The organism is Pelovirga terrestris (assembly GCF_014773365.1).
GTDB lineage: Bacteria > Desulfobacterota > Desulfuromonadia > Desulfuromonadales > Geopsychrobacteraceae > Pelovirga > Pelovirga terrestris.
In genome coordinates this window covers 98,839-121,668 of record NZ_JACWUN010000006.1, presented here as the reverse complement: position 1 = coordinate 121,668, position 22,830 = coordinate 98,839, and the positions used below count along the sequence as shown (strand labels likewise).

The 22,830-nt window shown below is 55.5% G+C and carries 22 protein-coding genes; 7 read left to right on the top strand and 15 right to left on the bottom strand.

Annotation, left to right across the window (positions count from 1 at the left end):
* Window positions 1-4: 4 nt before the first annotated feature.
* Together ICT70_RS06980 and ICT70_RS06975 are read right to left on the bottom strand one after the other, a co-directional pair.
* On the bottom strand, window positions 5-781 hold the full coding sequence (locus ICT70_RS06980; protein ID WP_191154881.1) for an ElyC/SanA/YdcF family protein: 777 nt from the start codon (window positions 779-781) through the stop codon (window positions 5-7).
* Between the two features lie 68 nt (window positions 782-849).
* The gene (locus ICT70_RS06975; protein ID WP_191154879.1) at window positions 850-1,506 is read right to left on the bottom strand and encodes an endonuclease III domain-containing protein; all 657 of its coding nucleotides are present in this window, start codon (window positions 1,504-1,506) and stop codon (window positions 850-852) included.
* A 108-nt stretch (window positions 1,507-1,614) separates the two neighbouring features.
* Here ICT70_RS06975 and ICT70_RS06970 point away from each other — a divergent pair, with 108 nt between their 5' ends.
* The 3 genes from ICT70_RS06970 to radC all read left to right on the top strand — a co-directional run bounded on the left by ICT70_RS06970 (window position 1,615) and on the right by radC (window position 5,631).
* Window positions 1,615-4,158, top strand: a complete 2,544-nt coding sequence (locus tag ICT70_RS06970; protein WP_191154877.1) for a helicase C-terminal domain-containing protein — start codon at window positions 1,615-1,617, stop codon at window positions 4,156-4,158.
* On the top strand, window positions 4,155-4,766 hold the full coding sequence (locus tag ICT70_RS06965) for a GDSL-type esterase/lipase family protein (RefSeq protein ID WP_191154875.1): 612 nt from the start codon (window positions 4,155-4,157) through the stop codon (window positions 4,764-4,766). The genes ICT70_RS06970 and ICT70_RS06965 overlap by 4 nt, the downstream gene beginning before the upstream one ends.
* A 181-nt stretch (window positions 4,767-4,947) precedes the next feature.
* Window positions 4,948-5,631, top strand: a complete 684-nt coding sequence (radC, locus tag ICT70_RS06960; protein WP_191155013.1) for a RadC family protein — start codon at window positions 4,948-4,950, stop codon at window positions 5,629-5,631.
* A gap of 9 nt (window positions 5,632-5,640) precedes the next feature.
* On the opposite strand, the gene ICT70_RS06955 is transcribed toward radC, so the two are convergent.
* The 6 genes from ICT70_RS06955 to folK all read right to left on the bottom strand — a co-directional run bounded on the left by ICT70_RS06955 (window position 5,641) and on the right by folK (window position 11,085).
* On the bottom strand, window positions 5,641-7,002 hold the full coding sequence (locus ICT70_RS06955) for a sigma-54-dependent transcriptional regulator (protein WP_191154873.1): 1,362 nt from the start codon (window positions 7,000-7,002) through the stop codon (window positions 5,641-5,643).
* A gap of 364 nt (window positions 7,003-7,366) precedes the next feature.
* Window positions 7,367-8,239: a succinate--CoA ligase subunit alpha gene (gene sucD / locus ICT70_RS06950; RefSeq protein WP_191154871.1), complete on the bottom strand. Its 873-nt coding sequence runs from the start codon at window positions 8,237-8,239 to the stop codon at window positions 7,367-7,369.
* Window positions 8,240-8,253: 14 nt separating this feature from the next.
* Window positions 8,254-9,417, bottom strand: coding sequence for an ADP-forming succinate--CoA ligase subunit beta (sucC, locus tag ICT70_RS06945; protein ID WP_191154869.1), 1,164 nt, complete (start codon window positions 9,415-9,417; stop codon window positions 8,254-8,256).
* Window positions 9,418-9,652: 235 nt separating this feature from the next.
* A complete protein-coding gene (gene fsa / locus ICT70_RS06940) occupies window positions 9,653-10,297 on the bottom strand; it encodes a fructose-6-phosphate aldolase (RefSeq protein ID WP_191154867.1) in 645 nt (214 codons plus the stop codon).
* Between the two features lie 16 nt (window positions 10,298-10,313).
* Complete coding sequence (locus tag ICT70_RS06935; protein ID WP_191154865.1) at window positions 10,314-10,583, bottom strand: YHS domain-containing protein; 270 nt, start codon at window positions 10,581-10,583, stop codon at window positions 10,314-10,316.
* A 4-nt stretch (window positions 10,584-10,587) separates the two neighbouring features.
* Window positions 10,588-11,085 (bottom strand): 2-amino-4-hydroxy-6-hydroxymethyldihydropteridine diphosphokinase, encoded by a 498-nt coding sequence (folK, locus tag ICT70_RS06930; protein WP_191155011.1) that lies wholly within the window; start codon window positions 11,083-11,085, stop codon window positions 10,588-10,590.
* Between the two features lie 122 nt (window positions 11,086-11,207).
* Between folK and ICT70_RS06925 the strand changes: the two genes are divergently transcribed.
* Window positions 11,208-11,612 (top strand): VOC family protein, encoded by a 405-nt coding sequence (locus ICT70_RS06925; RefSeq protein ID WP_191154863.1) that lies wholly within the window; start codon window positions 11,208-11,210, stop codon window positions 11,610-11,612.
* A 21-nt stretch (window positions 11,613-11,633) separates the two neighbouring features.
* Here ICT70_RS06925 and glgC read toward each other — a convergent pair whose 3' ends face one another.
* Window positions 11,634-12,917, bottom strand: a complete 1,284-nt coding sequence (gene glgC / locus ICT70_RS06920) for a glucose-1-phosphate adenylyltransferase (RefSeq protein WP_191154861.1) — start codon at window positions 12,915-12,917, stop codon at window positions 11,634-11,636.
* Between the two features lie 190 nt (window positions 12,918-13,107).
* Between glgC and ICT70_RS06915 the strand changes: the two genes are divergently transcribed.
* The gene (locus tag ICT70_RS06915; RefSeq protein ID WP_191154859.1) at window positions 13,108-14,337 is read left to right on the top strand and encodes an MFS transporter; all 1,230 of its coding nucleotides are present in this window, start codon (window positions 13,108-13,110) and stop codon (window positions 14,335-14,337) included.
* Here ICT70_RS06915 and ICT70_RS06910 read toward each other — a convergent pair whose 3' ends face one another.
* Genes ICT70_RS06910 through ICT70_RS06890 form a run of 5 tightly spaced genes read right to left on the bottom strand, consistent with a single transcriptional unit; the run spans window position 14,338 to window position 19,437 of the window.
* Window positions 14,338-15,231 carry a DMT family transporter gene (locus ICT70_RS06910; RefSeq protein WP_191154857.1) on the bottom strand — a complete coding sequence of 298 codons (894 nt, stop codon included), beginning with the start codon at window positions 15,229-15,231 and terminating at the stop codon, window positions 14,338-14,340.
* Window positions 15,232-15,233: 2 nt separating this feature from the next.
* Complete coding sequence (locus ICT70_RS06905; protein WP_191154855.1) at window positions 15,234-16,025, bottom strand: tRNA threonylcarbamoyladenosine dehydratase; 792 nt, start codon at window positions 16,023-16,025, stop codon at window positions 15,234-15,236.
* A 39-nt stretch (window positions 16,026-16,064) separates the two neighbouring features.
* Window positions 16,065-16,865: a TatD family hydrolase gene (locus ICT70_RS06900; protein ID WP_191154853.1), complete on the bottom strand. Its 801-nt coding sequence runs from the start codon at window positions 16,863-16,865 to the stop codon at window positions 16,065-16,067.
* On the bottom strand, window positions 16,858-18,402 hold the full coding sequence (locus ICT70_RS06895) for a M48 family metalloprotease (RefSeq protein ID WP_224746882.1): 1,545 nt from the start codon (window positions 18,400-18,402) through the stop codon (window positions 16,858-16,860). The genes ICT70_RS06900 and ICT70_RS06895 overlap by 8 nt, the downstream gene beginning before the upstream one ends.
* A 39-nt stretch (window positions 18,403-18,441) precedes the next feature.
* A complete protein-coding gene (locus ICT70_RS06890) occupies window positions 18,442-19,437 on the bottom strand; it encodes a YhdH/YhfP family quinone oxidoreductase (RefSeq protein WP_191154851.1) in 996 nt (331 codons plus the stop codon).
* A gap of 235 nt (window positions 19,438-19,672) precedes the next feature.
* Between ICT70_RS06890 and ICT70_RS06885 the strand changes: the two genes are divergently transcribed.
* The gene (locus tag ICT70_RS06885; protein WP_191154849.1) at window positions 19,673-20,821 is read left to right on the top strand and encodes a PQQ-dependent sugar dehydrogenase; all 1,149 of its coding nucleotides are present in this window, start codon (window positions 19,673-19,675) and stop codon (window positions 20,819-20,821) included.
* 3 nt (window positions 20,822-20,824) lie between these two features.
* On the opposite strand, the gene ICT70_RS06880 is transcribed toward ICT70_RS06885, so the two are convergent.
* Window positions 20,825-21,571 carry an SDR family oxidoreductase gene (locus ICT70_RS06880; RefSeq protein ID WP_191154847.1) on the bottom strand — a complete coding sequence of 249 codons (747 nt, stop codon included), beginning with the start codon at window positions 21,569-21,571 and terminating at the stop codon, window positions 20,825-20,827.
* A 408-nt stretch (window positions 21,572-21,979) separates the two neighbouring features.
* Between ICT70_RS06880 and ICT70_RS06875 the strand changes: the two genes are divergently transcribed.
* The gene (locus ICT70_RS06875) at window positions 21,980-22,801 is read left to right on the top strand and encodes an alpha/beta fold hydrolase (protein ID WP_191154845.1); all 822 of its coding nucleotides are present in this window, start codon (window positions 21,980-21,982) and stop codon (window positions 22,799-22,801) included.
* The last annotated feature ends 29 nt before the right edge of the window (window positions 22,802-22,830 follow it).

Sequence of the window (22,830 nt, the reverse complement as noted above, 5' to 3'; positions counted from 1 at the left end):
CAGCCTACTCCTGCGCACTTTGTCCCATCAGCCGCGCCCACAACATCCCCAGATGCTCATGAATCAAAGCATCAGTGCGGGCCAGAGCTTCTCCGTCGGGGAATCTCCATAACCGCCGGGTCGGCTTGCTGAAGTGCCCGGTCGGCGCCGGAGTGGGATCAAGCCCGGCGCCGCGAAACAGTTCCATGGAACGCGGCATATGGGTCGCTGAGGTCACCAGCACCAACTCTGCATCAGCAAACAGTTCCGCTATCAATTGTGCTTCTTCGGCGGTATCGCGCGGACCGACAAAGGTCAGGATATCTTGATCGGGAACACCCAGAGCAAGGGCCAGTTCCTTAAGTTTTTCCGGATAGGCCACCGGATCGGCGTTAATACCCTGATAACCGGTAAAGATCAGGCGGCTGCCGGGATTTAACCGATAAATACGCATGCCTTCCGCCAGCCGCACAATAGCAGATGCACTCAACTCACTGGTCAGAGGCTGATCAGCTACCGTCTGGTGCCAACTGCCGAGAACCGCAATGTAATCCGGTGCGCCACTGCCCTGTTCGTAGGCCGGGTAGCGTGTTTCCAGATCAGCTAGCCAGCGGTTATTCAAGGGCGCGTAACTACTGACAAACAACAGGGTGGTAGCAACAACCACGCAAAGAATTCCAAACCAGCGGTTTTTACGACGCAGCAGGGAAGGAACCGCCAGCAGCAGCAATAACAGGGTTAAGGGAACCGGGGTGAGAAAATCTCCCAGGATTTTTTTCAACAGAAACAACAGATGATCCATCGGTCAGTATCCAGACAAGGCAAAAAAAGCTTAAAACAGCGGGAGCTTAGCGCAGAAACCGGAATTGTTCAAGCCGCCTGAGTGGCATAATCACAGATATCTTTAAAAAAACAGGCTGAGCACAGGGGGGATTTTCGGCAACGCTCCTTGCAATGGGTCACAATCAGGGCATGATAGTGCTGATAGAGGGGAACCTCCCGGTTCACTTCTGCCATGAACAGAGTACGGATATCATCATAGTTTTCTGTGCCGGTCAGCAGCCCCAAACGCCCAAAAAAGCGCCGGGTATAGCTGTCGACGACAAAGGATGGGCGCTGACCGGCGTAGAGCAGGATCGAATCTGCCGTTTCCGGGCCGATACCGGAGAGGGTCAGAAGCTCGTTACGGGTTTGTTCAAGATCGCGTTGCAGCAGATCTTCGAGGGATCCACCGTGCTGATCCAGGACATAACGACAGAAATGCTGCAGGCGCTGGGCTTTCTGGCGAAAAAAGCCGGATGGGCGGATCAGCTGTTCCAGTTGCGCCAGAGGCATATCCGCCAGCAGCGCTAAATCCAGAGCCTCGGCCTCTCTGAGATTTGCCAGCGCCTTCTCGACATTATGCCAGTTGGTATTCTGGGTCAGAAAAGCCCCGACCGCCACCTCAAAAGGGCTTTGCGCCGGCCACCAGCTATCAAGACAATACTCCTGCCCCAGGTGCCGATATATTTCCAGGATTGTCGGCATAAAAAACCTTATCTTTCTCCAGTGAAAGGCAAAGACTTACTGCAAAAATGTCTTTGCCGCAAGACAATCCTTCCCCTTCTCATCCCGCTTCCTCTATAATCCCGCACCATGTTTGCTGACTTCTCACCAGATTGCCTCGACCAGATGCGCTACGCCATTGCCCAAGCCCGTGGCCGTGAAGTATTTTTTCTCGGCCAGACCGACGTAACACTACGGGTTGTCCAGGTTGAGGTGCTGGCCCGTGGCTCGAAAAAGGCAGTTCCTGCCATCCTTAACACCTGCTCCCACGGCGATGTTGTTATCCACAACCATCCTTCAGGCAACCTTGAGCCATCACCGGCCGATATCGATGTCGCCGGTCTGTTAGGCGATCTGGGGGTCGGCTTTTTCATCGTCAACAACCGGGTCGATGATCTCTATCGGGTGGTGGAACCTTTTGCGGCAAAAAATAGCGAACATCTCGACTATGGGCAGATTCAGGATCTGCTCGGTCCCGACGGGGTCATAGCCGGCAAGCTACCCGACTACGAAGAACGCCCGGAACAGCTGCGCATGGCCTTTGCGGTGGCCGATGCTTTTAACCAGCGCCAGTTGGCGATTATTGAAGCCGGCACCGGTACCGGCAAGAGTCTGGCCTACCTGGTGCCGGCCCTGTTGTTCGCTCGTGACAATCACGAACGGGTGGTGATTTCAACCCGCACCATCAACCTGCAGGAACAGCTGATCCGTAAGGATATTCCCTTTTTACAGCGCGCCACCGGTATCAACTTTCAGGCGGTGCTGGTTAAGGGGCGCAGCAATTATTTCTGCCTGCGTCGCGGTGAAACCGCCGGTGCCGAACTGGGTCTGTTCGACCAGGAGCAGAGTGCCGAGCTGCAACAGATCCTCAGCTGGGCGGCCGCCACCGAAGATGGCTCACGCGAGGATCTCTCGTTTATCCCATCGTACCAGGCCTGGGAGGAAGTATGCTGCGAACCGGATCAGTGTGCGCGGGTTCGTTGCAGCCACTACAGTCGCTGCTTTTTCCATCGCGCCCGGCGTCAGGCGGCACGTGCCAACCTGCTGGTGGTCAACCACGCTTTGTTGCTATCCGACCTGGCGCTGCGCGAACAGACCGATAATTATTCAGCCACCGCTGTCCTGCCTCCCTTCGAGCGGGTCATTCTTGATGAAGCCCACCATCTCGAAGATGTCGCCACCAGCTATTTTTCTGCCCAGATCACCCGCTTCACCTTTTCACGGGTTTTAGGTCGCCTGCGCCATCCGCGCAAACCGGAGCAGGGGCTGCTGCCACGCCTGCTCGATCAACTGACACGGGCACTGCCGGACAGTGCTGACACCCTCTACCGCAATTTCCATGAAACAATTGAGGAGTTAACCAACCGCCGCCAGCGCCTTTATGAGCTCTCCATTGGTGAAATGCAGGCGATTGCCTCAGAATTACCGGCAGCCCTGGGCAAAAGTGTCGGCAGCGGGGCCGAGCTGAAACATCGTATCCTCGGTGATTTTTTATCAACAGAGTTGTGGCAACGCCTGTGCCGACGGCTCGAAGGGTTACGCAACGAAACCGTACGGCTGGAAGAAGGGCTGACTGCTCTGCTCCGACTGGCGACAACGCTGCCCGATAACATTGCGGAAAAAGTGAATCCGACCCTGACTGATCTGCGGGGCATGACTGGTCGCTTAAGTGTTATCGCCGGCGAGCTGGCATCCTTTCAGGCCGCCACCCCCGCCAACTGCCTGTGGATTGACATCCGTGAAGGGCGGATCGGGCGCGGCAAGGGGCTTCTGACCAGCCTCTGTCAGGCGCCCCTCGATGTCGGAGCCAGCCTGAAAAACGCCCTTTACGACCGGGTCCAGACCCTGGTCATGACCAGCGCAACCCTGACTGTCGCTGACTCCTTTGCCTATTTCTGCTCGCGCATCGGACTGAATCACACCGAAGCGGGGCGGCAAAAACAACTGGCCCTGCACTCTCCCTTCGATTATCAGCACCAGGCGCTGGTGGTTGTGCCGACCGATATCCCGGAACCGGGCCGCCCCGGTTTTGCCGAAGGGGTCCGTGATGCTGTCGAAAAAGCGCTGCGTATCAGCCAGGGGCGCAGTTTTGTGCTTTTTACTTCCTATGCCCTGCTGCGTGATGTCCATGAGCAACTCGCCCCCATCCTCGAAGCTCAACGCCTGCGCTGCCTGCGTCAGGGGGAGGAAAACCGCCATCACCTGCTCAAACGCTTTGCCGAAGAGATTTCCAGTACCCTGTTCGGTACGGACTCCTTCTGGGAAGGGGTCGATGTGCCCGGCTCCTCACTGGAACAGGTCATCATCACCCGGCTTCCCTTCAAGGTACCCACGGAACCGGTCCTGGAGGCCCGCTGTCAGGCCATCACCGCTGCCGGCGGCGATCCTTTTATGGAGTATACCGTGCCTCAGGCCGTTATCCGTTTTAAACAGGGGTTTGGCCGCCTGATTCGCCATCGCAGCGATCGCGGCGTCGTGCTGATCCTTGACAGTCGGGTGGTCAAACGCGGCTACGGGCGGATTTTTCTTAAATCTCTGCCGCCGGCACCAATAATTCGTGGCTCAACCGAGCAGGTTTTTGCTACACTGCGGCAGTTTTTTCAATCCCCTGTATCAACAAAGGAAACACGATGAACGTTCTCTTAAGATCAATCCTGCTACTGGTACTGCTTGGCCTGTTGGGCGCCTGTGATAATCCGGCGGGACTCACTCCGTTACGCCCTTACGATAAAATCCTCGCTTTTGGTGACAGTCTGACCGCTGGAACCGGTGCCGAAGCCGACAGCAACTATACTGCCTATTTGAATCGCCTGATCGGCCGTAACATCATCAACGCAGGTATTCCCGGCGAGGTCAGCGCCGACGGTGCCAGTCGCTTGCCCGGTCTGCTCGACACCCACAAACCGCACCTGGTGCTGATTATGCACGGCGGCAATGACCTGCTGCAAAAACGCGACGAACAACAACTCAAAGAGAATCTGCGGCGCATGCACGAAGCAGCCCACCAACGCCGCATTCCGGTGGTTTTTATCGCCGTTCCCAAGCCCGGGCTGATCATTCAGGATGCCCCCCTGTACCAGGAACTGGCCGACGAATTGAAAGTTCCACTGCTTGAAGGGGCCTTAACTGAACTGATGAAAAACAGTTCTCTTAAAAGTGATGCTGTCCATCTTAACGCGTCCGGCTACGAAGCCCTGGCCCGCAAGATTGCTGATTTTCTCAAGCTGAAGGGCGCTATCTGAAGTTAAATATGATGTTTTTGCAAAAAGCATCAGGTTGGATGGCTAAGCAAAAAGCGCCAAATGCAAGGCGCGCCATTGTTGAACAATGAGGCATACTTACGTACGTCGAAGCAGTGAAACGATGGCGGCAACGCAGCAGTTGGTGAGTTTTTGCGACGCCATCTACAATGGAGGGGGAAACATGCAACGCATCAAGGACTGGCCCGCCGACGAGCGTCCGCGGGAGAAACTACTGGCGCGTGGCGCCGATCATCTGACCGATGCCGAATTGCTGGCATTGATTATCCGTACCGGCGATTCTTCCAGTAAAAACAGCGTAGTTGACCTGGCACGCGGATTACTGCGGCGCTTTGGGTCGTTACGCCAACTGGCTGCCGCCACCATCACTGAACTCTGCGAGCAACCGGGTATCGGCCCGGCCAAAGCGGCTGAAATCCAGGCAATGTTCCAGATTGCCCGGCGCTTTTCCGACCAGCGCCTGCAACCGGGGAACACCTACCGGAGCTCCACCGACGCCTTCTATCATTTCCACGAACGTCTGTGTGACTATCGCAAAGAGGTATTTATCGCTTTGCTGCTCGACACCAAGAACCGTCTGATCCGTGAAGTTCAGATCTCCGAAGGAAGTCTCAACGCCAGCATTGTTCATCCGCGTGAGGTTTTTGCCCCGGCCCTTAAGGAATCGGCGGCGGCGGTGCTGTTTGTTCACAACCATCCGTCCGGCGATCCGACGCCAAGCCGCGAAGACATCGAGATCACCGGTCGCCTGAAAAGTGCCGGTGAACTGCTCGGCATCCGCGTGCTGGATCACATCATTATCGGTAACGGGGCCTATATCAGTCTGGCAGATCGGGGAGAGTTGTAGCTGGGCAGTTCAATTGATACCGTAATCCTTGATTTTGTACATCAGCGCCCGCAGACTGAGGTCCAGCAGTTGCGCCGCCTGGGTGCGATTGCCGCCGGTTCGCTCCAACGCCTGGCGGATGTATTCTTCCTCCAGTCGCCGCGCAGCGCTCTTGAGGGACAGATCCTCTGCCGGCGACGCATCCCTGGGTCGCGCCGCCGGCCCCAGAGGCGGCAACTCCAGTTCGTCAGCAACGCTGAAGATCAGCGCCTTTTCCAGATAGTTTTCCAGTTCACGAATATTTCCCGGCCAGTTATGACGGCGAAGCTGCCCAATGGCAATATCGGTCAGCAAGGGTACCGACCGATGTTCACGGGCGCAAATACGCTGCAGAAAATGCCGCGCCAGCACCGCTATATCGTCCGGGCGCTCGCGCAGAGGGGGAATATGCAGATCGACCACCGCCAGACGGTAATAAAGATCACTGCGAAAATCTCCGGCTTGTACTGCCTCCCATAAATCGCGACCGGCCGCCGCGACCACCCGTGCTGACACCTTTTCCGTGCGGGTTCCTCCGACCTTACGGATTTCACCCTCCTGCAGCACCCGCAGCAGCTTTGGCTGTAACTCCAACGGCAGATCAGCAATTTCATCGAGTAACAGGGTGCCATTTGCAGCAATGGCAAACAGTCCCTGCTTTTCCCGGTCGGCACCGGTAAAAGCACCCTTGACATGGCCAAAGAGCTCACTTTCGAGCAGGCCGCTGGTCAGGGCGCTACAGTTGATCGCAAGAAATTCCCCGTTCCGGCCACTTTCACTGTGCAGGGCGCGGGCAATCAACTCCTTGCCGGTACCGGTTTCTCCCTTGATCAGCACCGGCGAATCAGTCGCAGCAACCTTGCGCACCTGGTCAAGCAGCAGCGTCATCTTGGGGCTGGTATGGATAATATCTGCAATCGAAAACCCCGTATGATAACGGGACAGGGCTTGTTTAAGGCTGACGTTCTCGTGCTGCAACTGCAGACGTTCTTCTGCCTTGCGCAAGGTCAGGATGACTTCATCGGGCTTGAACGGTTTGGAGATATAATCGTAAGCACCGGACTTGATACATTCAAGGGCCGTGTCGATGCTACCATACGCACTCATCATGATGATGGTGGCGTCCAGCACCGCCACTTCCGGGTGCTTGAGGAAGGTCAGACCATCCATATCGGGCATGCGGATATCAGAGAGGATCAGATCAAATTTTTCTTTACCTAGCCGTGCTAACGCTTCAACACCATTAGCGGCCTCGGTAATACGATAGCCCTGCTCTTCAAGAACCAGACGCAGCATATGACGCATGGCAGCTTCATCGTCAATGATCAACAGATTCCGATAAATTCCCGCCATAACCCTCCTCTATTGGTGAACCAACATTGAACGTTTTTCTTCCGGCAGACTCCGTGCCTGTCCATGACAAAAAGGATAGCCCTGTTTTAGCAGATGGGCAATCAAAAGAAATCTGATATGACTGGTCAGCCCCTGATCAGGGTTCAGGATTCCGGGCAAAACATCAGGCCTCCAAGACGCCAAGGTCTCCAAGAAAAACAAAGCAAATGTGTCTTGTTTTAACCAAAACTGCTTTTTCTCTTCTTGGAGCCTTGGTGGCTAATTGATGTTGACCTGACAGCGCCGAACAAACGAATGAAACGCCAAAGGGACGAGCTGGCGGCCCGTCCCTTTGGCGTTCATCAAAATGCCTGCTTAAAATCTATCAGGGGGTCCAGATTTTCAGCAGGGCCGTTGCCATATCGGCCGGCGAGTCAGCTACGCTGATACCGCACTCGGCCAGAAAAGCCTTTTTACTGGCGGCATCACCCTTACCCCCGGAGATAATCGCGCCGGCATGGCCCATGCGCTTGCCTGCAGGCGCCGTGGCACCGGCAATAAAGGCAGCGACCGGCTTGGTCATGTGATCGCGCACATAGGCCGCAGCCTCTTCTTCAGCATTACCGCCGATCTCACCGATCATGATAACCGCCTTGGTTTTGGGATCGGTTTCAAACATCTTCAATACATCCAGATGGCTGGTGCCGTTGACCGGGTCACCACCGATACCGACACAGGTTGACTGACCGATGTTACGGCTAGTCAGCTGCCATACTGCTTCATAGGTCAGGGTACCGGAACGGGAGACAACACCAACCGGTCCGGGCTTGTGGATATAGCCGGGCATAATGCCGATCTTACATTCGCCGGGGGTAATCACGCCGGGGCAGTTGGGACCGATCAGACGGCAGTTGCGCCCATCCATATATTTACGCACCTTGACCATATCCAGAACCGGGACACCCTCGGTGATACAGATCACCAGCTCAATGCCGGCATCAACGGCTTCCATAATGGCATCGGCACTACCGATCGGTGGGACGTAGATAACCGATGCGGTGGCGCCGGTCTCTTTGACCGCATCTTCTACGGTATTAAAAATAGGAAAGCCGTCAACCTTGGTCCCGCCCTTGCCGGGGGTTACCCCCCCCACCATCTGGGTGCCGTAATCACGGGCGCCCTGGGCATGAAAAAGGCCTGTTGCACCGGTAATCCCCTGGGTAATCACCTTGGTATTTTTATCGATCAGAATACTCATCGCGTTTATTCTCCTTAGCCGTTGACAGCTTTGACAATTTTTTCGGCCGCGTCAGCCATCCCTTCGGCACTGACAATGTTCAACCCCGACTCAGCCAGCAGCTGGCGTCCTTTTTCGACATTGGTGCCCTCAAGACGCACCACCAGAGGAATGCTGACTCCGACTTGCTTAGCCGCTTCAATAATGCCGGTGGCGATAACATCGCACTTCATGATGCCACCAAAAATATTGACGAGAATCCCTTTAACCTTGTCATCAGAGAGAATAATCTTGAAGGCTTCGGTTACCCGTTCAATCGTCGCGCCGCCCCCGACATCGAGGAAGTTGGCCGGCTCACCCCCGGTATGTTTGATAATATCCATGGTTGCCATGGCCAACCCGGCACCGTTGACCATACAGCCAATATTGCCATCTAGGGCAATGTAGGAGAGGTCGTACTGGGAGGCTTCGATTTCCATCGGATCTTCTTCATCGTAATCACGCAGATCACGAATCCGCAGGTGGCGGAAGAGAGCGTTATCATCGAAATTCAGTTTGGCATCGATGCAGAGCAGATCCCCTTCTGCCGTGAGGATCATCGGATTGATTTCAAGCAAAGAGCAGTCCGCTTCAACAAAGGCCTTGTACAGGTTCAGGAATAACGGCACTGCCTGCTTGACCTGAGGCATGGCAAAACCGAGCTTGAAAGCCACTTTACGGGCCTGGAAGGCGGTCAGGCCAACGACCGGGTCGACGGCCTCAAAGAAAATCTTTTCCGGGGTTTTGGCGGCGACCTCTTCGATATCCATACCCCCTTCCGCCGACGCCATCAGGGTCACGCGATCGGTGGCGCGATCGACCAGAAAGGAAATATAAAACTCATCAGCGATATTACTGGCATTTTCCACCAAAACCCGTTTAACGGTTTTCCCTTCCGGGCCAGTCTGGTGGGTAATCAGAGTCATTCCGAACATATCCTTGGCGTATTGCCTGACCTCGTCAGCCGTCTTGGCAATCTTGACACCGCCACCCTTGCCCCGCCCGCCGGCATGGATCTGGGCCTTGACCGCCCAAGGGCCGTCGCCCAACCGCCGGGCCCAGTCGCGGGCCAGGTTACTGTTGTAGACTACATGCCCATCCGGAACCGGAACTCCGAAATTGCGCAGGATTGCCTTGGCTTGATACTCGTGAATATTCATCGTGACCTCACCTGGTTAGAAAAAACGGATGTGAAACTAGCGCTGAAACAAAGGACTAGCAAAACAACCAACATCTACCTGAACTACCGGCATACTGTCAAGTGGTCTGACCATATTGTCGATGAATTTTTTAGTTTGGCTGAAAAAATGGGATCAAGAGCTGGAAACTAAAAAACGCCGGTATCTGAGCAACTGTCAGATTACCGGCGCCGGTGATCACTGCTTGTTGGGCGAATTACGCCTTGGCTTTGTTCCAGTCAGCCAGAAACTTTTCGATGCCGACATCGGTGAGAGGGTGATGGGCCAGCTGCTTCATCACCGCAAAGGGGATGGTGCAGATATCGGCGCCGATCAGTCCGGCATGGAGAACGTGCAAGGGAGAGCGTACCGAGGCCACGATGATCTGCGTATCGTAACCATAGTTATCATAGATGGTGCGGATCTGCTCGACCCCTTCCATCCCTTCGTGACCCACATCATCGAGCCGCCCGACAAAGGGGGAAACATAGGTCGCACCCGCCTTGGCGGCCAGCAGCGCCTGCAACGGTGAAAAAATCAGGGTGACATTGATATTGATCCCCAGTCGACTGAACTCCTTGGTGGCCTTGAGACCTTCAGTGGTCATGGGCACCTTGATGACAATATTCTGGTGGATCTTGGCCAGCTCTTTGCCTTCCTTGATCATCCCTTCGGCATCGAGGGCAATCACCTCGGCCGAAATCGGGCCATCAACAAAGCCGGCAATTTCGGTGATAACCTCGGTAAAATCACGGCCACTCTTGGCAATGAGTGAGGGGTTAGTGGTGACACCGTCAACCAGTCCCAGTTCATGGGCGGCACGGATTTCCGCTACTTCTGCGGTATCGATAAAGAACTTCATTAAATGACTCCTTCAATCAGGATTGGGGGGGATCGTTATCACTGTCCTTGAAACGCTCAAGACAGTCCTTGGAGCAAAAGTAGTAATCGCTGCCCTTGATCCGCGCCGTGATTGCATCCTCCTGCGGCAGGCAGGTTCCGCAGACCGGATCCTCCACCATGACATCACCCTTAACCTGCCGGTTCTGATGATGTTTGGGGGGAAGATTAGCCTTCGGGCGGGTCAGAGACAGAAAAAAAGAATAGAGGACAAAACCCAACAGGATTAGCAGCAACAACTTGATCATCAGCTTACCAGGCACCTTGTAATTGAATGTCGCCAGCCGCACGGGGCAGGGAGGTCAGTATCTCTGATACCATGCGACCAGAACGGGGATGGATCAGATCTGCGGCCAGATCAGCCAGCGGCTGCAGAACAAATGAACGCTCATGCAGGTGTGGATGGGGGAGCGTCAACCGGGATGTTGAACAAATCAGGTTGTCTACCAGCAGCAGATCAATATCGATGGTTCGGGCACCCCAGCGCACCTCACGTCGGCGACCGCCCCGACGTTCCAGTTCAAGGCAGTACTCAAGCAGCTCCAGCGGAGGGAGACGCGTTGCCAACTCAAGTACGGCATTGAGGTAGTCAGGCTGCCCTGCCGGACCACCGACCGGCGCTGTTCGGTACAAGGGGGAACTGGCCACAACGGTTATCTGCGGATGATCTGCAAACGCCTGGCGGACCTCTAAAAATCGCGCCAACGGTTCTCCCAGATTGCCACCCAGACCAATGAATACTCGACACATACCTTGTTCTGTCATAACCTGCGGCATTAAAACACAGAGGCAAAAATAAAATCAATCAGACTTGAGTGTCCCTCCGCAAAACAGCACAGAGCCGTTCATTGAATTTTTTATGGAGTCTGACCATGCAGCTAAATATGACCTTTGCGGCAATTGATCTGGATACCACCTATGACTTCTATCGCCAACTACCGGGACTCTCGATCCAACGACTGACCGATTCACGAAACACCGTAACCGCCCTGCTGATCTGCAGCGACAACCTGCGCCTGGTGTTCCAGTCATTATCCAGTCTGGAACAGCAACACCCGGCACTGTTCCAGCATCTAAGTCGCACTCTGCTCGGCGCCGGGGTTGTCCTTGAGCTGGAATGCAGCGAACTTGATGATATTTACCGCACTGCCCGTCATCACAACTGGCCGATCCTCTATGAACTGGATGATCGCGAGCACCAGCGCCGCGAACTCTGGTTACAGGATCCGAATGGCTATCTTCTTGCTGTCAATGAAGAGCCCGGAACAGGTCTATAATCGCAGCAGCCAGCTGCCGAATCAGGCGTATCCACCCTGTTGCCCGAGCATTTCGCGGGTCACCAGAACGATCCCCTTGGAGGTAATCCGGAAACCATTGTTTTTGTCTTGCTCGGAATCGTAGCCGATCACCGTACCCGCCGGAATTTCACAACCTCGATCAATAATCGCCCGACGGATGCGGCAGTTACGATGAACAACAACCTCGGGCAGAATCACGGTTTCATCAATCGTCGAATAGGAATGCACCCGCACGTTGGAGAACAGCAGGGTTTTATTCAGGCGCGAACCGGAAATGATACACCCTCCTGAAACGGTTGAGTCAACCGCCATGCCACGACGATCATCGTCATTGAACACAAATTTGGCCGGGGGCAAATGCACCTGATAGGTCCAGACCGGCCAATTAGGGTCGTAGAGATTCAGCTCCGGAGTCGGCGAAATCAGCTCCATATTCGCTTCCCAGAAGGCGTCAAGCGAACCAACATCGCGCCAGTAGGCCAGTTTGTTGGTTTCCGGATTGCGGAAAGGATAAGCAATGACATTGTGGCTCTTAATAATGGCAGGGATGATATTCTTGCCAAAATCATGCTCAGAGTCGGGATTTTTGCCATCCCTGGTTAATACTTCTTCGAGAAATTCGGTATTAAAGATGTAGTTCCCCATCGATGCCAGGGTCATTCCCGGTTGACCGGGAATCTCCGAGGGATGTTCGGGTTTTTCGTCAAACCGTACAATCCGCATGTCGTCATCCACCGTCATGACGCCGAAAGCGCCGGCCGCTTCCGCAACCGGAACCTCCATGCAGGAGACCGTCATATCTGCGCCACTTTCAACATGATGCAAGAGCATATCGCGATAATCCTGACGATAAATATGGTCTCCTGAAAGAATCAGAACGTATTTGGGTTTTTCCGCACGGATAATATCCATGTTCTGATAAACCGCATCTGCCGTTCCCTGATACCACTCCTCGGAAAAACGCTGAGACGCGGGCAGAATCTCGACAAATTCGCCTAATTCCTTTTTAAAATGACTCCAGCCGCGCACCAGATGGCGGATCAGGGAATGGGATTTATACTGGGTCAACACCCCGATCCGGCGAATCCCTGAATTAACGCAGTTGGACAGTGGAAAATCTATAATCCGGTACTTCCCGCCGAAATAAACAGCGGGCTTGGCACGCCATTCCGTCAATTCATGCAATCGACTACCACGCCCACCGGCCAGAACCAGGGCAAAGGTGTCCTTGACGAGATGGCTGACGTAACGATAGACGATATGAGGCTCGGGCTGTGAACTCATAGACAACTCCCTTCCGGTGCAAAACCTTCATTGGTGGAATAAAATTCCATTGTACACGTTCCTTGCAGAATTGTCTCTTGGATTGGACGCTTTCCGGTCGAAAAGAAAGCAGTTGCCCGTAAACTGTTCATCGGCTTTAATGGGCGCAATTCCTGACACAGTTTTTTTGATTTTTCAATCATGAGCTGCCATGACCCGCCCGGAGAACATCTCCATCAGACTGCTGTTGCGCCTTTTTGTCCCCTTCGGACTGGGATACGCCATCTCCTATCTGTTTCGCAGCGTCAACGCCGTTATTGCCCCCGATCTGATCGCCGACCTCGGTCTTACCGCTGCCGATCTGGGACTGCTGACATCGATCTATTTTCTCTGCTTCGCCGCCTTTCAGCTCCCCCTGGGCATCCTGCTTGATCGCTATGGTTCCCGGCGGGTCGAAGGGATTCTGCTGCTGTTTGCTGCTGCCGGCGCCCTGATCTTTGCGTTATCCCACAGCCTTACCGGCTTATTGATCGGACGCGCGCTGATTGGCCTGGGGGTCTGCGCCTGCCTGATGGCAGCATTCAAAGCTTTCGCCAGCTGGCTCCCGCGAGAACGTCTGGCCTTTGCCAACGGGGTGCAGATGGTATCCGGTGGGATTGGTGCATTGCTTGCGACCACTCCAGTGGAAGCGGCCATGGCCCTGACCGACTGGCGCGGGCTGTTTTTGGTGCTCGCTCTTTCAACCCTTATGGTCGCCCTGATCGTCTTTTTTGTTGTCCCGGAACAGCCACGACAACAGGTGCCCGAAACCTTGTTACAACAGCTCCAGGGGTTAAAAAGTGTCGTACTGACACCATCGTTCTGGCAGATTGTCCCCTGGGCAATGACCAGCCAGGCGGCCTATTTGTCGTTACAGGGGTTGTGGGCCGGGCCCTGGCTACGCGATGTGGCCGGACTTAAGCGGGGGGATGTGGCACTGGGACTATGGTGGATTGCCGTAGCGATGATTATTGGCTATTTTACCAGCGGGATGCTGGCAGAACGACTCAATCGCCGTGGCATCCCGACCGAACAGATAGCCGCCGTCGGCATGTTGCTGTTTATGGTCAGCCAGCTGATATTGCTGCTCACACCGGCCTATCCTATCGTTTCCTGGATCTGTTTCGGTCTGCTGGGCACCGTCGGTATTCTGGCCTATGCCATCCTTGCCCAACGCTTTCCGCAACATCTTCTCGGCCGCTGCAATTCCGTTCTGAACTTGCTCGTCTTTGCCGGCGCTTTTGGTGCCCAGTGGCTGGTCGGTATTATCATCGGCCTCTTTCCCCTCACCGCCAGTGGTGGCTATGCTCCTGCAGGATACCGCGCCGCCTTTGCTACCCTCTTAATATTGCAGGGAATCAGCTGCCTGTGGTTCTTCTGGAGCCGCCGGCGGCAGTCTTGATCAGGACGATCTGTTAGTCAGATAAAGACCGGCGCTGACCAGGAGCAGACCAACCAACAGTGACCAGGTTAATGGCTCCCCCAGCAACAGGACCGACAGGCACACGGCGGTCAGTGGCACAATATTGATAAACTGCCCGGCGCGGGTCGAGCCGATCCGGACGATCCCCTGATAATACCAGACAAACCCGAGCACCGTGCCGAACAGCGCCAGATAGCCGATATGTCCCCAGGTGGTCAAACTGCCGGCGACAACCTGCGGCCCCAGACCGGACAGTAGCGCAAGAGGCAACAGCAGCAGAGCCCCGGCAACGGCTGAGTAGGTCACTGCCACCAATGGAGAAAAATTGCGCATGGCTCGCCGACCGACCAATGAGTAGGTGGTCCAGCTGAGCACGCAGCCGAAAATCATCAGTTCTCCCCAACCGACCTCACCCGTCAACAACTGGCTCAATTCTCCGCGCACGACAACCGTGATCGCGCCGACTACCGACAGGATAATCCCGATGATCTTTTTCGGACTAAGCTCCTCACCATAAAAGATCGCGGCGCCAATAGCGATCATCACCGGATTATTGGCAATAATGACTGCCGCACGGCTCGCTTCAATCTGCTTTAACCCGCTGAAAAAAAAGACATTGTAGGCAAAGACCCCACTTAAACCCAGGAGCAGCAACGGCAACAGATCGTCCCGATTAATCCGTGGCAGATGGCCATGGTGCCGCCAGACAAGCCCCAGCAGCACCGCACCCGCCAGAGTAAAGCGCAAAAATGCGGCCACTGCGGGCGACAAACTAGCGGCAAGCAACTTGCCGGAGATAAATGTTCCTCCCCAGAACACGGCGGCAAAAGTCAGTTTCAGGTAAATTTGCCACAAAGGGGCAGCGCCGGGCATGGCTAGCTCTGGCCGTCAGTAGCTGACCTGATCTCGCCGATCAGTGTCTGCACAACAACGCCTGCCATGGTCAAACCGAAGATCGGGGGAATATAAGACGAACTGCCAAGAATGACCCGCCGGTCGCTGCAACTCCAGCGTTGTTCCTCGCGATTGGGGCAGATGCAGTTGTCGGCACAAATATGGGCTTCGTCACTTAAAGGACGAAATTCTTCCGTCGAGTAGACCACCTGCACCCCCTGATCGATCCCGCGCCGCCGCAGCTCCTTGCGGATAATCCGGGCCAGACGACATTTTTCTGTGGCGCTGATGTCAGCAACCGTGATCTGGGTCGGGTCGAGCTTATTAGCGGCGCCCATCGAACTGATGACCGAAATCCGCTGTTTTACACAGTTCTCGATCAGGTGCAGTTTAGCGGTGATATGATCGATGCAGTCAAGAACATAATCGTAGCCCGCCGGCAATAGCTCCGGCGCGGTTGCGGCCTGATAAAATGCGTGCCTGGGAATGATTCGGCAAGCGGGGTTGATCTGGTGACAGCGCTCAGCCATCACCTCGACCTTGGAGCGGCCGATGGTACTATCCAGCGCATGGATCTGGCGATTGATGTTTGTTGCGCAGATTTCATCGAAGTCTACCAGGGTCAGGCTTCCAATACCTGCTCTTACTAAAGCCTCCACCGCGTAGCTGCCTACGCCGCCAATACCGAAGACAGCGACTGAGGCTCCCGCCAGACTGTCCATTGCCGACGCACCGACCAACAACTGCATCCGGCTGAAGCGATGTTCATTCATTTGCTACCTTCCTGAAATTTACCAAACAATTGATAGTAATTATTCAACTGCTGTCCTTCGCCCAGGAGCAGGCATCCGGTGCGGAACAGATACCAATTTTAAAGTATTTTCTGTCGTTACTCTAGCTACACCGTAAAGTGACAGGCTTTTAATTTCAGCAATTTTTTTCGCCACATTGATTAATTCCTCCGGTGTCCGTGCCATATCCGGCAGATCCGTCTCCACGACGAAAGATGATGTTGGCAGGGCCGCGACCACCTCGATCAGCTTGCGCGCATTGTGCCGCAACAGAACCGGTCCAACCCCGATGACAAAGCCCAGGTCAACCAACTCGCGAGCAAAGGGCAAACTGCCTGAAAAACCATGCCAGACCCCGCCAATGTGCCGCCCGATATCCAACTCACGCAATATCGCCAGCAGGGCACCTTTTTTTTGACGACAGTGAAGCAGTACCGGCAAGTCATGATCCAGAGCAATCTGCAACTGGGCGCGCAGGGCCCGCTCCTGAACCTCTTGGGCAGGCCCGACAACAGCATCCAGACCGATTTCACCGATAGCCACAACCTTTGGATGGCAGGTCAGTTCCTTTAACTGCCGGGCCGCCTCGTCATCCCATTGATCCGCGCACATGGGATGAATTCCCGGGGCGGCATAGACGCTCGGATGGCGCTGTGCCAAAGAGACCATCGCATCCCAATCACCGATTCTGACGCCGGGCTGAATCAGACAGTCGATCCCCGCCGCGGCGGCGGATTCAACCCATACGTCGGCCTTCTCTTTGGTGCCAGCGGCCACCAGATGAATGTGCGTATCACAAAAGTGCATGGCGATACTAATCAAGGACCCGTGCTGCCATGATCCGGCTTCCCAGATTCTTTACTTTTCCCGGATCAGCGATAGGTCCAAGTCCGGTAGCAGCCTGGTAAGTCGTTTCGGCGGCAACCGGTCCGGCAATGCGCAGCCGAGTCTGTTGGCGTTTGCCGGCCGGATCGTCGTAACCAACCTCAAGGGTGATATCACCAATACTAACCGGGGTCTGATTCGCCAGACGGACAAGCAGTTGTCCCTGGCGATCGAGAGCATAGTCGATTTTAAGATATGTTGCAGGATTGGTGGACAGATCAAGTCGCACCAGAGATGCATAGGCCTGGCGCCCGGCGGGAGAATCAGACGCAGCCGCTCCGGAGAAATATTCCATCGCGCGCGTGCTGTCGCCCTGCTTGAGAGCCAATTGACCCAGAGAGTTCATGGCCGGGGCAGTCGGCAACAAAGCGACGCTACGCTCCAGGTCAGCGTTTGCTGAGCCGGTCTCCCCCAACGCCTGATAGGCCAGACCACGCTGCAGATAGTAGTGAAAATAGTCCGGCTGACGCTGCAGGGCCAGATCGAAGGCCGCTATCGCTTCGCGATCACGCCCCTGCTTACGCAGGGCATCACCGCGCAGACCATAAAAAAGGGCTTCTTTGGGTTCACCGGCAATCGCCTGGTCGGCCAGAACCAGCGCGCGTGCGGCACGATTGTCATTTAAGGCCTTGCGCCCTTCATCATAGGCATCATAGGATTTTTGGGCAGCACGCAGCGGAGCCATCATCTGACGGTAGCGCTCCACCCCTCTTTCACCTCCAGGGGGCAAGCTTGCCAGGGTGCGGCGGTTGGCATCAACCCGCTCCTGCGATGGCGGGTGGCTGGCAAACAGGCCTTCAAGCCAGTTACCCTGGCGTCCTTCCGACAGGCGCACAAAGGTCTGCTGTAGATCGACCGCCGCGCTGGGATCATAACCGGCGCGTGACATATAAAGCATGCCGTAGTAATCGGCCTCGCTCTCCGCTTCGCGACTGTATTTCTGGCTGACCAAACCGGCGGCAATGGACGCGCCGCCCATCGCCAGCCCGGCATATTCACTGTTGCCCGCCGCCATCGCTGCGGCAACCACCGCTCCCTGTAACAGCATTCCGCGCTGCATACTCTGGGCACTGTGACGCGCGGCGGCGTGGATAATTTCGTGACCAAGCACCGCTGCCAGCTCCGCTTCGCTCTGCATCTCGGTCAACAGGCCGCGATTGATGGCGATCTTGCCGCCGGGCAACGCCCAGGCATTCGGCGTCGAATCGTTAATCACCTGAAACTCATAGGGCAGTTGACGATCACTGACGGCGGCCAGACGCCCGCCAATCTCCTTGACGTAGGCCGTAATCTGCGGCTGGGCAGCGTAATCCCCCCCCTGCATCTGCCGTAGCGGCGCATACTGCTCAGCGCCGATCTGCAGCTCGGTTCCTTCTCCGACCAGCACCAGTTCATTGCGCCCGGTGACCGGATTGACGGCGCACCCGGTCAGCACCAGCAGCAGCAACATCCATCCCAGCTGTCGTAACATCATTACCTCCCGCTCACCTGTTCACCGGCGGTCAAATTATTTTCAGCCCTCAATCAGGGAAACCAGCACCCGGCGCTTGAGTTCTCCCGCCAGCATCTGCTTGATTTTTTCTTCCAGTTGCTCCAGCGCCACCTCTTCGACCATCCGGTCGAGATCAGCGAGTTTCCACTCGTCCGCCAGCTTGGTCCAGACCTGCTGCCGACGCGCCATGGGAGCTTCGGCGGAATCGATACCGATCAGGCGCACCCCGCGCAGAATGAAGGGGAAAACATTGATCGGCAGTTCCGGCGAGGCCACCAGGCCACAACAGGTAACCACCCCATCGTAACGGGTAGACTTGATCGCCGTCGCCAGCATCTCGCCACCGACACAATCGACAACACCACCCCAAGTGGTTTTCAGCATCGGGCGGTCACTGCCGGTCATAAAGGCTTCTCGACTGAGCACCTGTTGGGCTCCGAGGCGTTTAAGGTAGGATTCTTCATCAAGCTTGCCGGTAACTGCCGTCACCTGATAACCGAGCTTGGCCAGAATCGCGACCGTCAGACTCCCCACTCCGCCGGTCGCACCGGTCACCAGGATCGGACCGGAGTCCGGCGTCACCCCATTGGCGATCAGCTGGTCAACCGACAGCCCGGCGGTTAAGCCTGCGGTGCCATACATCATGCTCTCCTTGAGACTCAACCCTTTCGGCAATTTCAGCGCCCAACTGGCTGGCACACGGATCAACTGGCCAAAACCGCCATCGGTTTCCATCCCGAGGTCATAACTGGTAACAATCACCGGGTCGCCGGGCTGGAAACTGCCTTCAGTGCAGCTGACAACCTCGCCGGCAGCATCGATCCCTGGAGTGTGGGGAAACTCACGGGTCACCCCCGGGTTACCGGTTGCCGACAGGGCATCTTTGTAGTTAAGGGAGGAATAATGGACCTTAACGATCAGATCACCAGTGGGCAATTCATCAAGGCTGCGGGTTTCAATTGAACGGACAAACACCTTTTTTTCCGGCTGACTTACGACTAATGCTTTAAATTTCATAAAGGTTAAACCTCCCTGCTGCAATGTGGATCAAGAGAATCTGCAAAAACAAAGTATACCACGGACCCAGCGGTTGCCAAAGCCATTGCCCGGCAGCACTGTGTTATAATATTGGTTCTCACCACCCGTTTGCTTCGCTCACTGGAGCAATAGAGGATATACCGAAGAAACCTGGTTTTTCAGGAAGTTCTACTTACTCGCTACCTTTTTCCCAAAAAACACAGGGAGGCACATCATGACAAACTGCAAAATATTCAGCTTTTGCACCCTGGCCGTTAGTCTTGCTTTTTTACTGCTTATCAGTTCGCCTTTCAGTGCTGCTGCGCAGGTTGTCACGACCTCCAGCGAGCAAATCCGCATCGTCGAGATCACCAGAGGGCTGGAACACCCGTGGGGGATGGCTTTTCTTCCCGATGGTCGCATCCTGGTCACCGAGCGTCCGGGGCGGCTTCGCCTGGTAGAAAATGGTCAGCTGTTGCCCCAACCGGTATCGGGCCTGCCCAACATTGTTGCCCAGGGGCAGAGCGGTCTGCTTGATGTTGCTCTGCATCCCCGCTTTGCCGACAATCAGCTGATTTATATTGCCTACACCTCGACCCGCAGCCGCGGCATTAGTACCGATGTCGCCCGTGGTACATTCATCGGCAACCAGCTTAAGGAGGTTGAGGTGCTCTTTCGCGGCAACAAGGGCACCTCAACCGGTCGTCACTTCGGCTCCCGCCTGGTCTTCGACGGCAAGGGTTTTCTCTATATCAGCCTGGGCGACCATGGGCAGAAGGAGCGCGCTCAAGACACCGATGACCATGCCGGCTCGGTCATCCGGATTCACGATGATGGTCGTATTCCTGCCGGCAACCCGTACCAGCAGCAGCCGGATTGGCTGCCGGAATTATTCAGTATCGGCAACCGTAACATTCAGGGCGCCGCCCTGCACCCGCTCAGCGGAGAGCTCTGGGCCCATGAGCACGGCCCCCAGGGGGGAGATGAAATCAACATTATCCGCTCCGGTCATAACTACGGCTGGCCGGTTATTACCTACGGGGTCAATTACGGCATCGGTACCAGAATCGGTATCGGCACCCACAAAGAAGGGATGGAGCAACCTCTGTATTACTGGGATCCTTCCATTGCTCCCGCAGGTATGACGTTTTATACCGGCGATCAGTTTCCCGGTTGGCGCGGGAATCTGCTGGTTGGCGCCTTGCGCGGCCAGATGCTGGTGCGCCTGACCCTTGAGGGGGAAGAGATCGTCGCTGAAGAACGCCTGCTGCAGAACCGGGTCGGGCGTATCCGCGATGTCCGCCAGGGGCCGGACGGCTTTATCTACCTGCTGACTGATGCCCGTAACGGGGCCCTGCTGCGACTGGAACCGGCGACGCCCTAGCTTTTAGTCGACATACATCATCCTGCGCGTCATACCGCCATCGACAACAAAATTCTGGCCGGTAATAAACCCGGCCTGCTCAGAAATCAGGTACGCCACCAGGCCGGCAATGTCCTCCGGAGTCCCGACCCTGCCGGCCGGATGTTGCGCGTGATCCCGGGGCTGCAGGGTATCATTAGTGACATGAATCCAACCGGGGCTGATGCAGTTGACCCGGATCTGCGGCCCGAGGCTGATGGCCATGGCGTGGGTTAACGCCACCACGCCTCCCTTGCCGGCAGAATAGGCCTCGGTATCGGCTTCCGATTGTAAGGCCCGGGTGGAGGCAATATGGACAATGGCTCCCCGGCAGGGCCGCAACAGGGGAATCCCGTACTTGCTGCACAGAAAAACGCCGGTCAGATTAGTCGCCAGCAGGCGGTTCCAGTCGGCCAGTTCCAGCTGTTCAAGGGGGACCGCATGAGCACGGGCAATTCCGGCATTATTGATCAACCCATCCAAACGACCAAAATCCGCACTGATCTGCTCAAACAGCGCCTTGACCGACTCTTCAGCGGCAACATCCGTCCTTATCGCGGCGATTTCGCCGGCAGATTCGATGACCAGCCGGCGGCCGGCCTCATCATCCATGTCGGCAATCACCACCCGAAACCCGTCCTTAAGCAGACGCAGGGCAATCCCCCTGCCGATTCCGCGCGCACCCCCGGTCACCAGGACAACGGGCGGCACCTTATCAATCTTGGTCATCATCGACCTCCATCCTCAACGGATAGCTGCACCCTCGCTGCTATCTCCCAGCCTATTGCCCAAATGCCAAAGTAAAGAAAAGATCTTTCGCAATCCTGCGAAAATGGAAATTTCCTTATATTTCAACGTTTTGCCACCACTCAACCAGCATGCAGCTGGTTGGCGGACTAGAATGTTGTTTGCGTTTTTGCGAAAATACATATCTTATAGTAATTACCATAAAGCTCTATATATCTGTTTTTTATCATTTATTTATATTTTTACAGAAGTAAAACATCGGTATACAAATTGCTCATCCTTGTAACAGTCGAAACATGAACCGCCCCCCCTTGCAATGAAAATTGTGATTACCGTTTACAACATAAATCAATGGACGCATCTCATCATCTGTCACTACAAGGAGAAAATGCAATGCAGAAGAAAAACTCCATCCCCTTCAAGGATATCGGTCAGGGTCCGGCCGTTGTCCTCATCCATGACCTCCCCTTAACCGCAGAAATCTGGAACGAGCAGATTGACCCTTTGCAACATGCCGGGTTTCGCGTCATTCTTCCCGACTTTTCCCAATGCCGTGAATACAACTCCATCGCTGATTACAGCCACAGCATCCTGCGCCTGCTCAACCGCCTTGGCTTGCGCCGCTTTGCCGCCTGCGGCATGGGAATGGGCGGAGCCATCCTCTTCGATTTACTGGAGCGCCACCCCAAACGGATTGCTGGAGCCTGCTTCATTTCCACGCGTCCGGTTCAGGACGATGTGCAGGAGCGTGCCCGCCGTGCCGAACTGATCAATCAGCTGATGCAAAGCGAAGGGGAGAATGCGCGCGAACAACTGGTGAGCATGCTCTTTGCGGGTCGCGAGCAGCAGCTTCCCGCGCACCTGATCAACTCGGTGCGGCAGATGGTTAATAACTATGATCGCGATGCCCTGATCAATGGCCTCAAAGCGATGATTCATCGCCGCGACTACACTCAACTGCTTGCCAACCTGCAACTGCCTACCATGGTTGTCAGCGGCGAGCATGACAACATCTGCCACCCTCATCACATTGGGGTTATGGCGGGAATATTACCGCGCTGCCTCTGCTCGGACCAGCTGGATGGTGGGCACCTGCTCTCACTGGAACTGCCACAGGAGCTCAGCCGTAAGCTGGTTGATTTTTTCCGTCGCATCGCCCCGCGACGCAACCAGGTCGAGGTGGAAGAGCCGGAAGAACTGGTGCCGGCCATGTGACAAAGGATTCCCGACCCGGGGCAGAGATA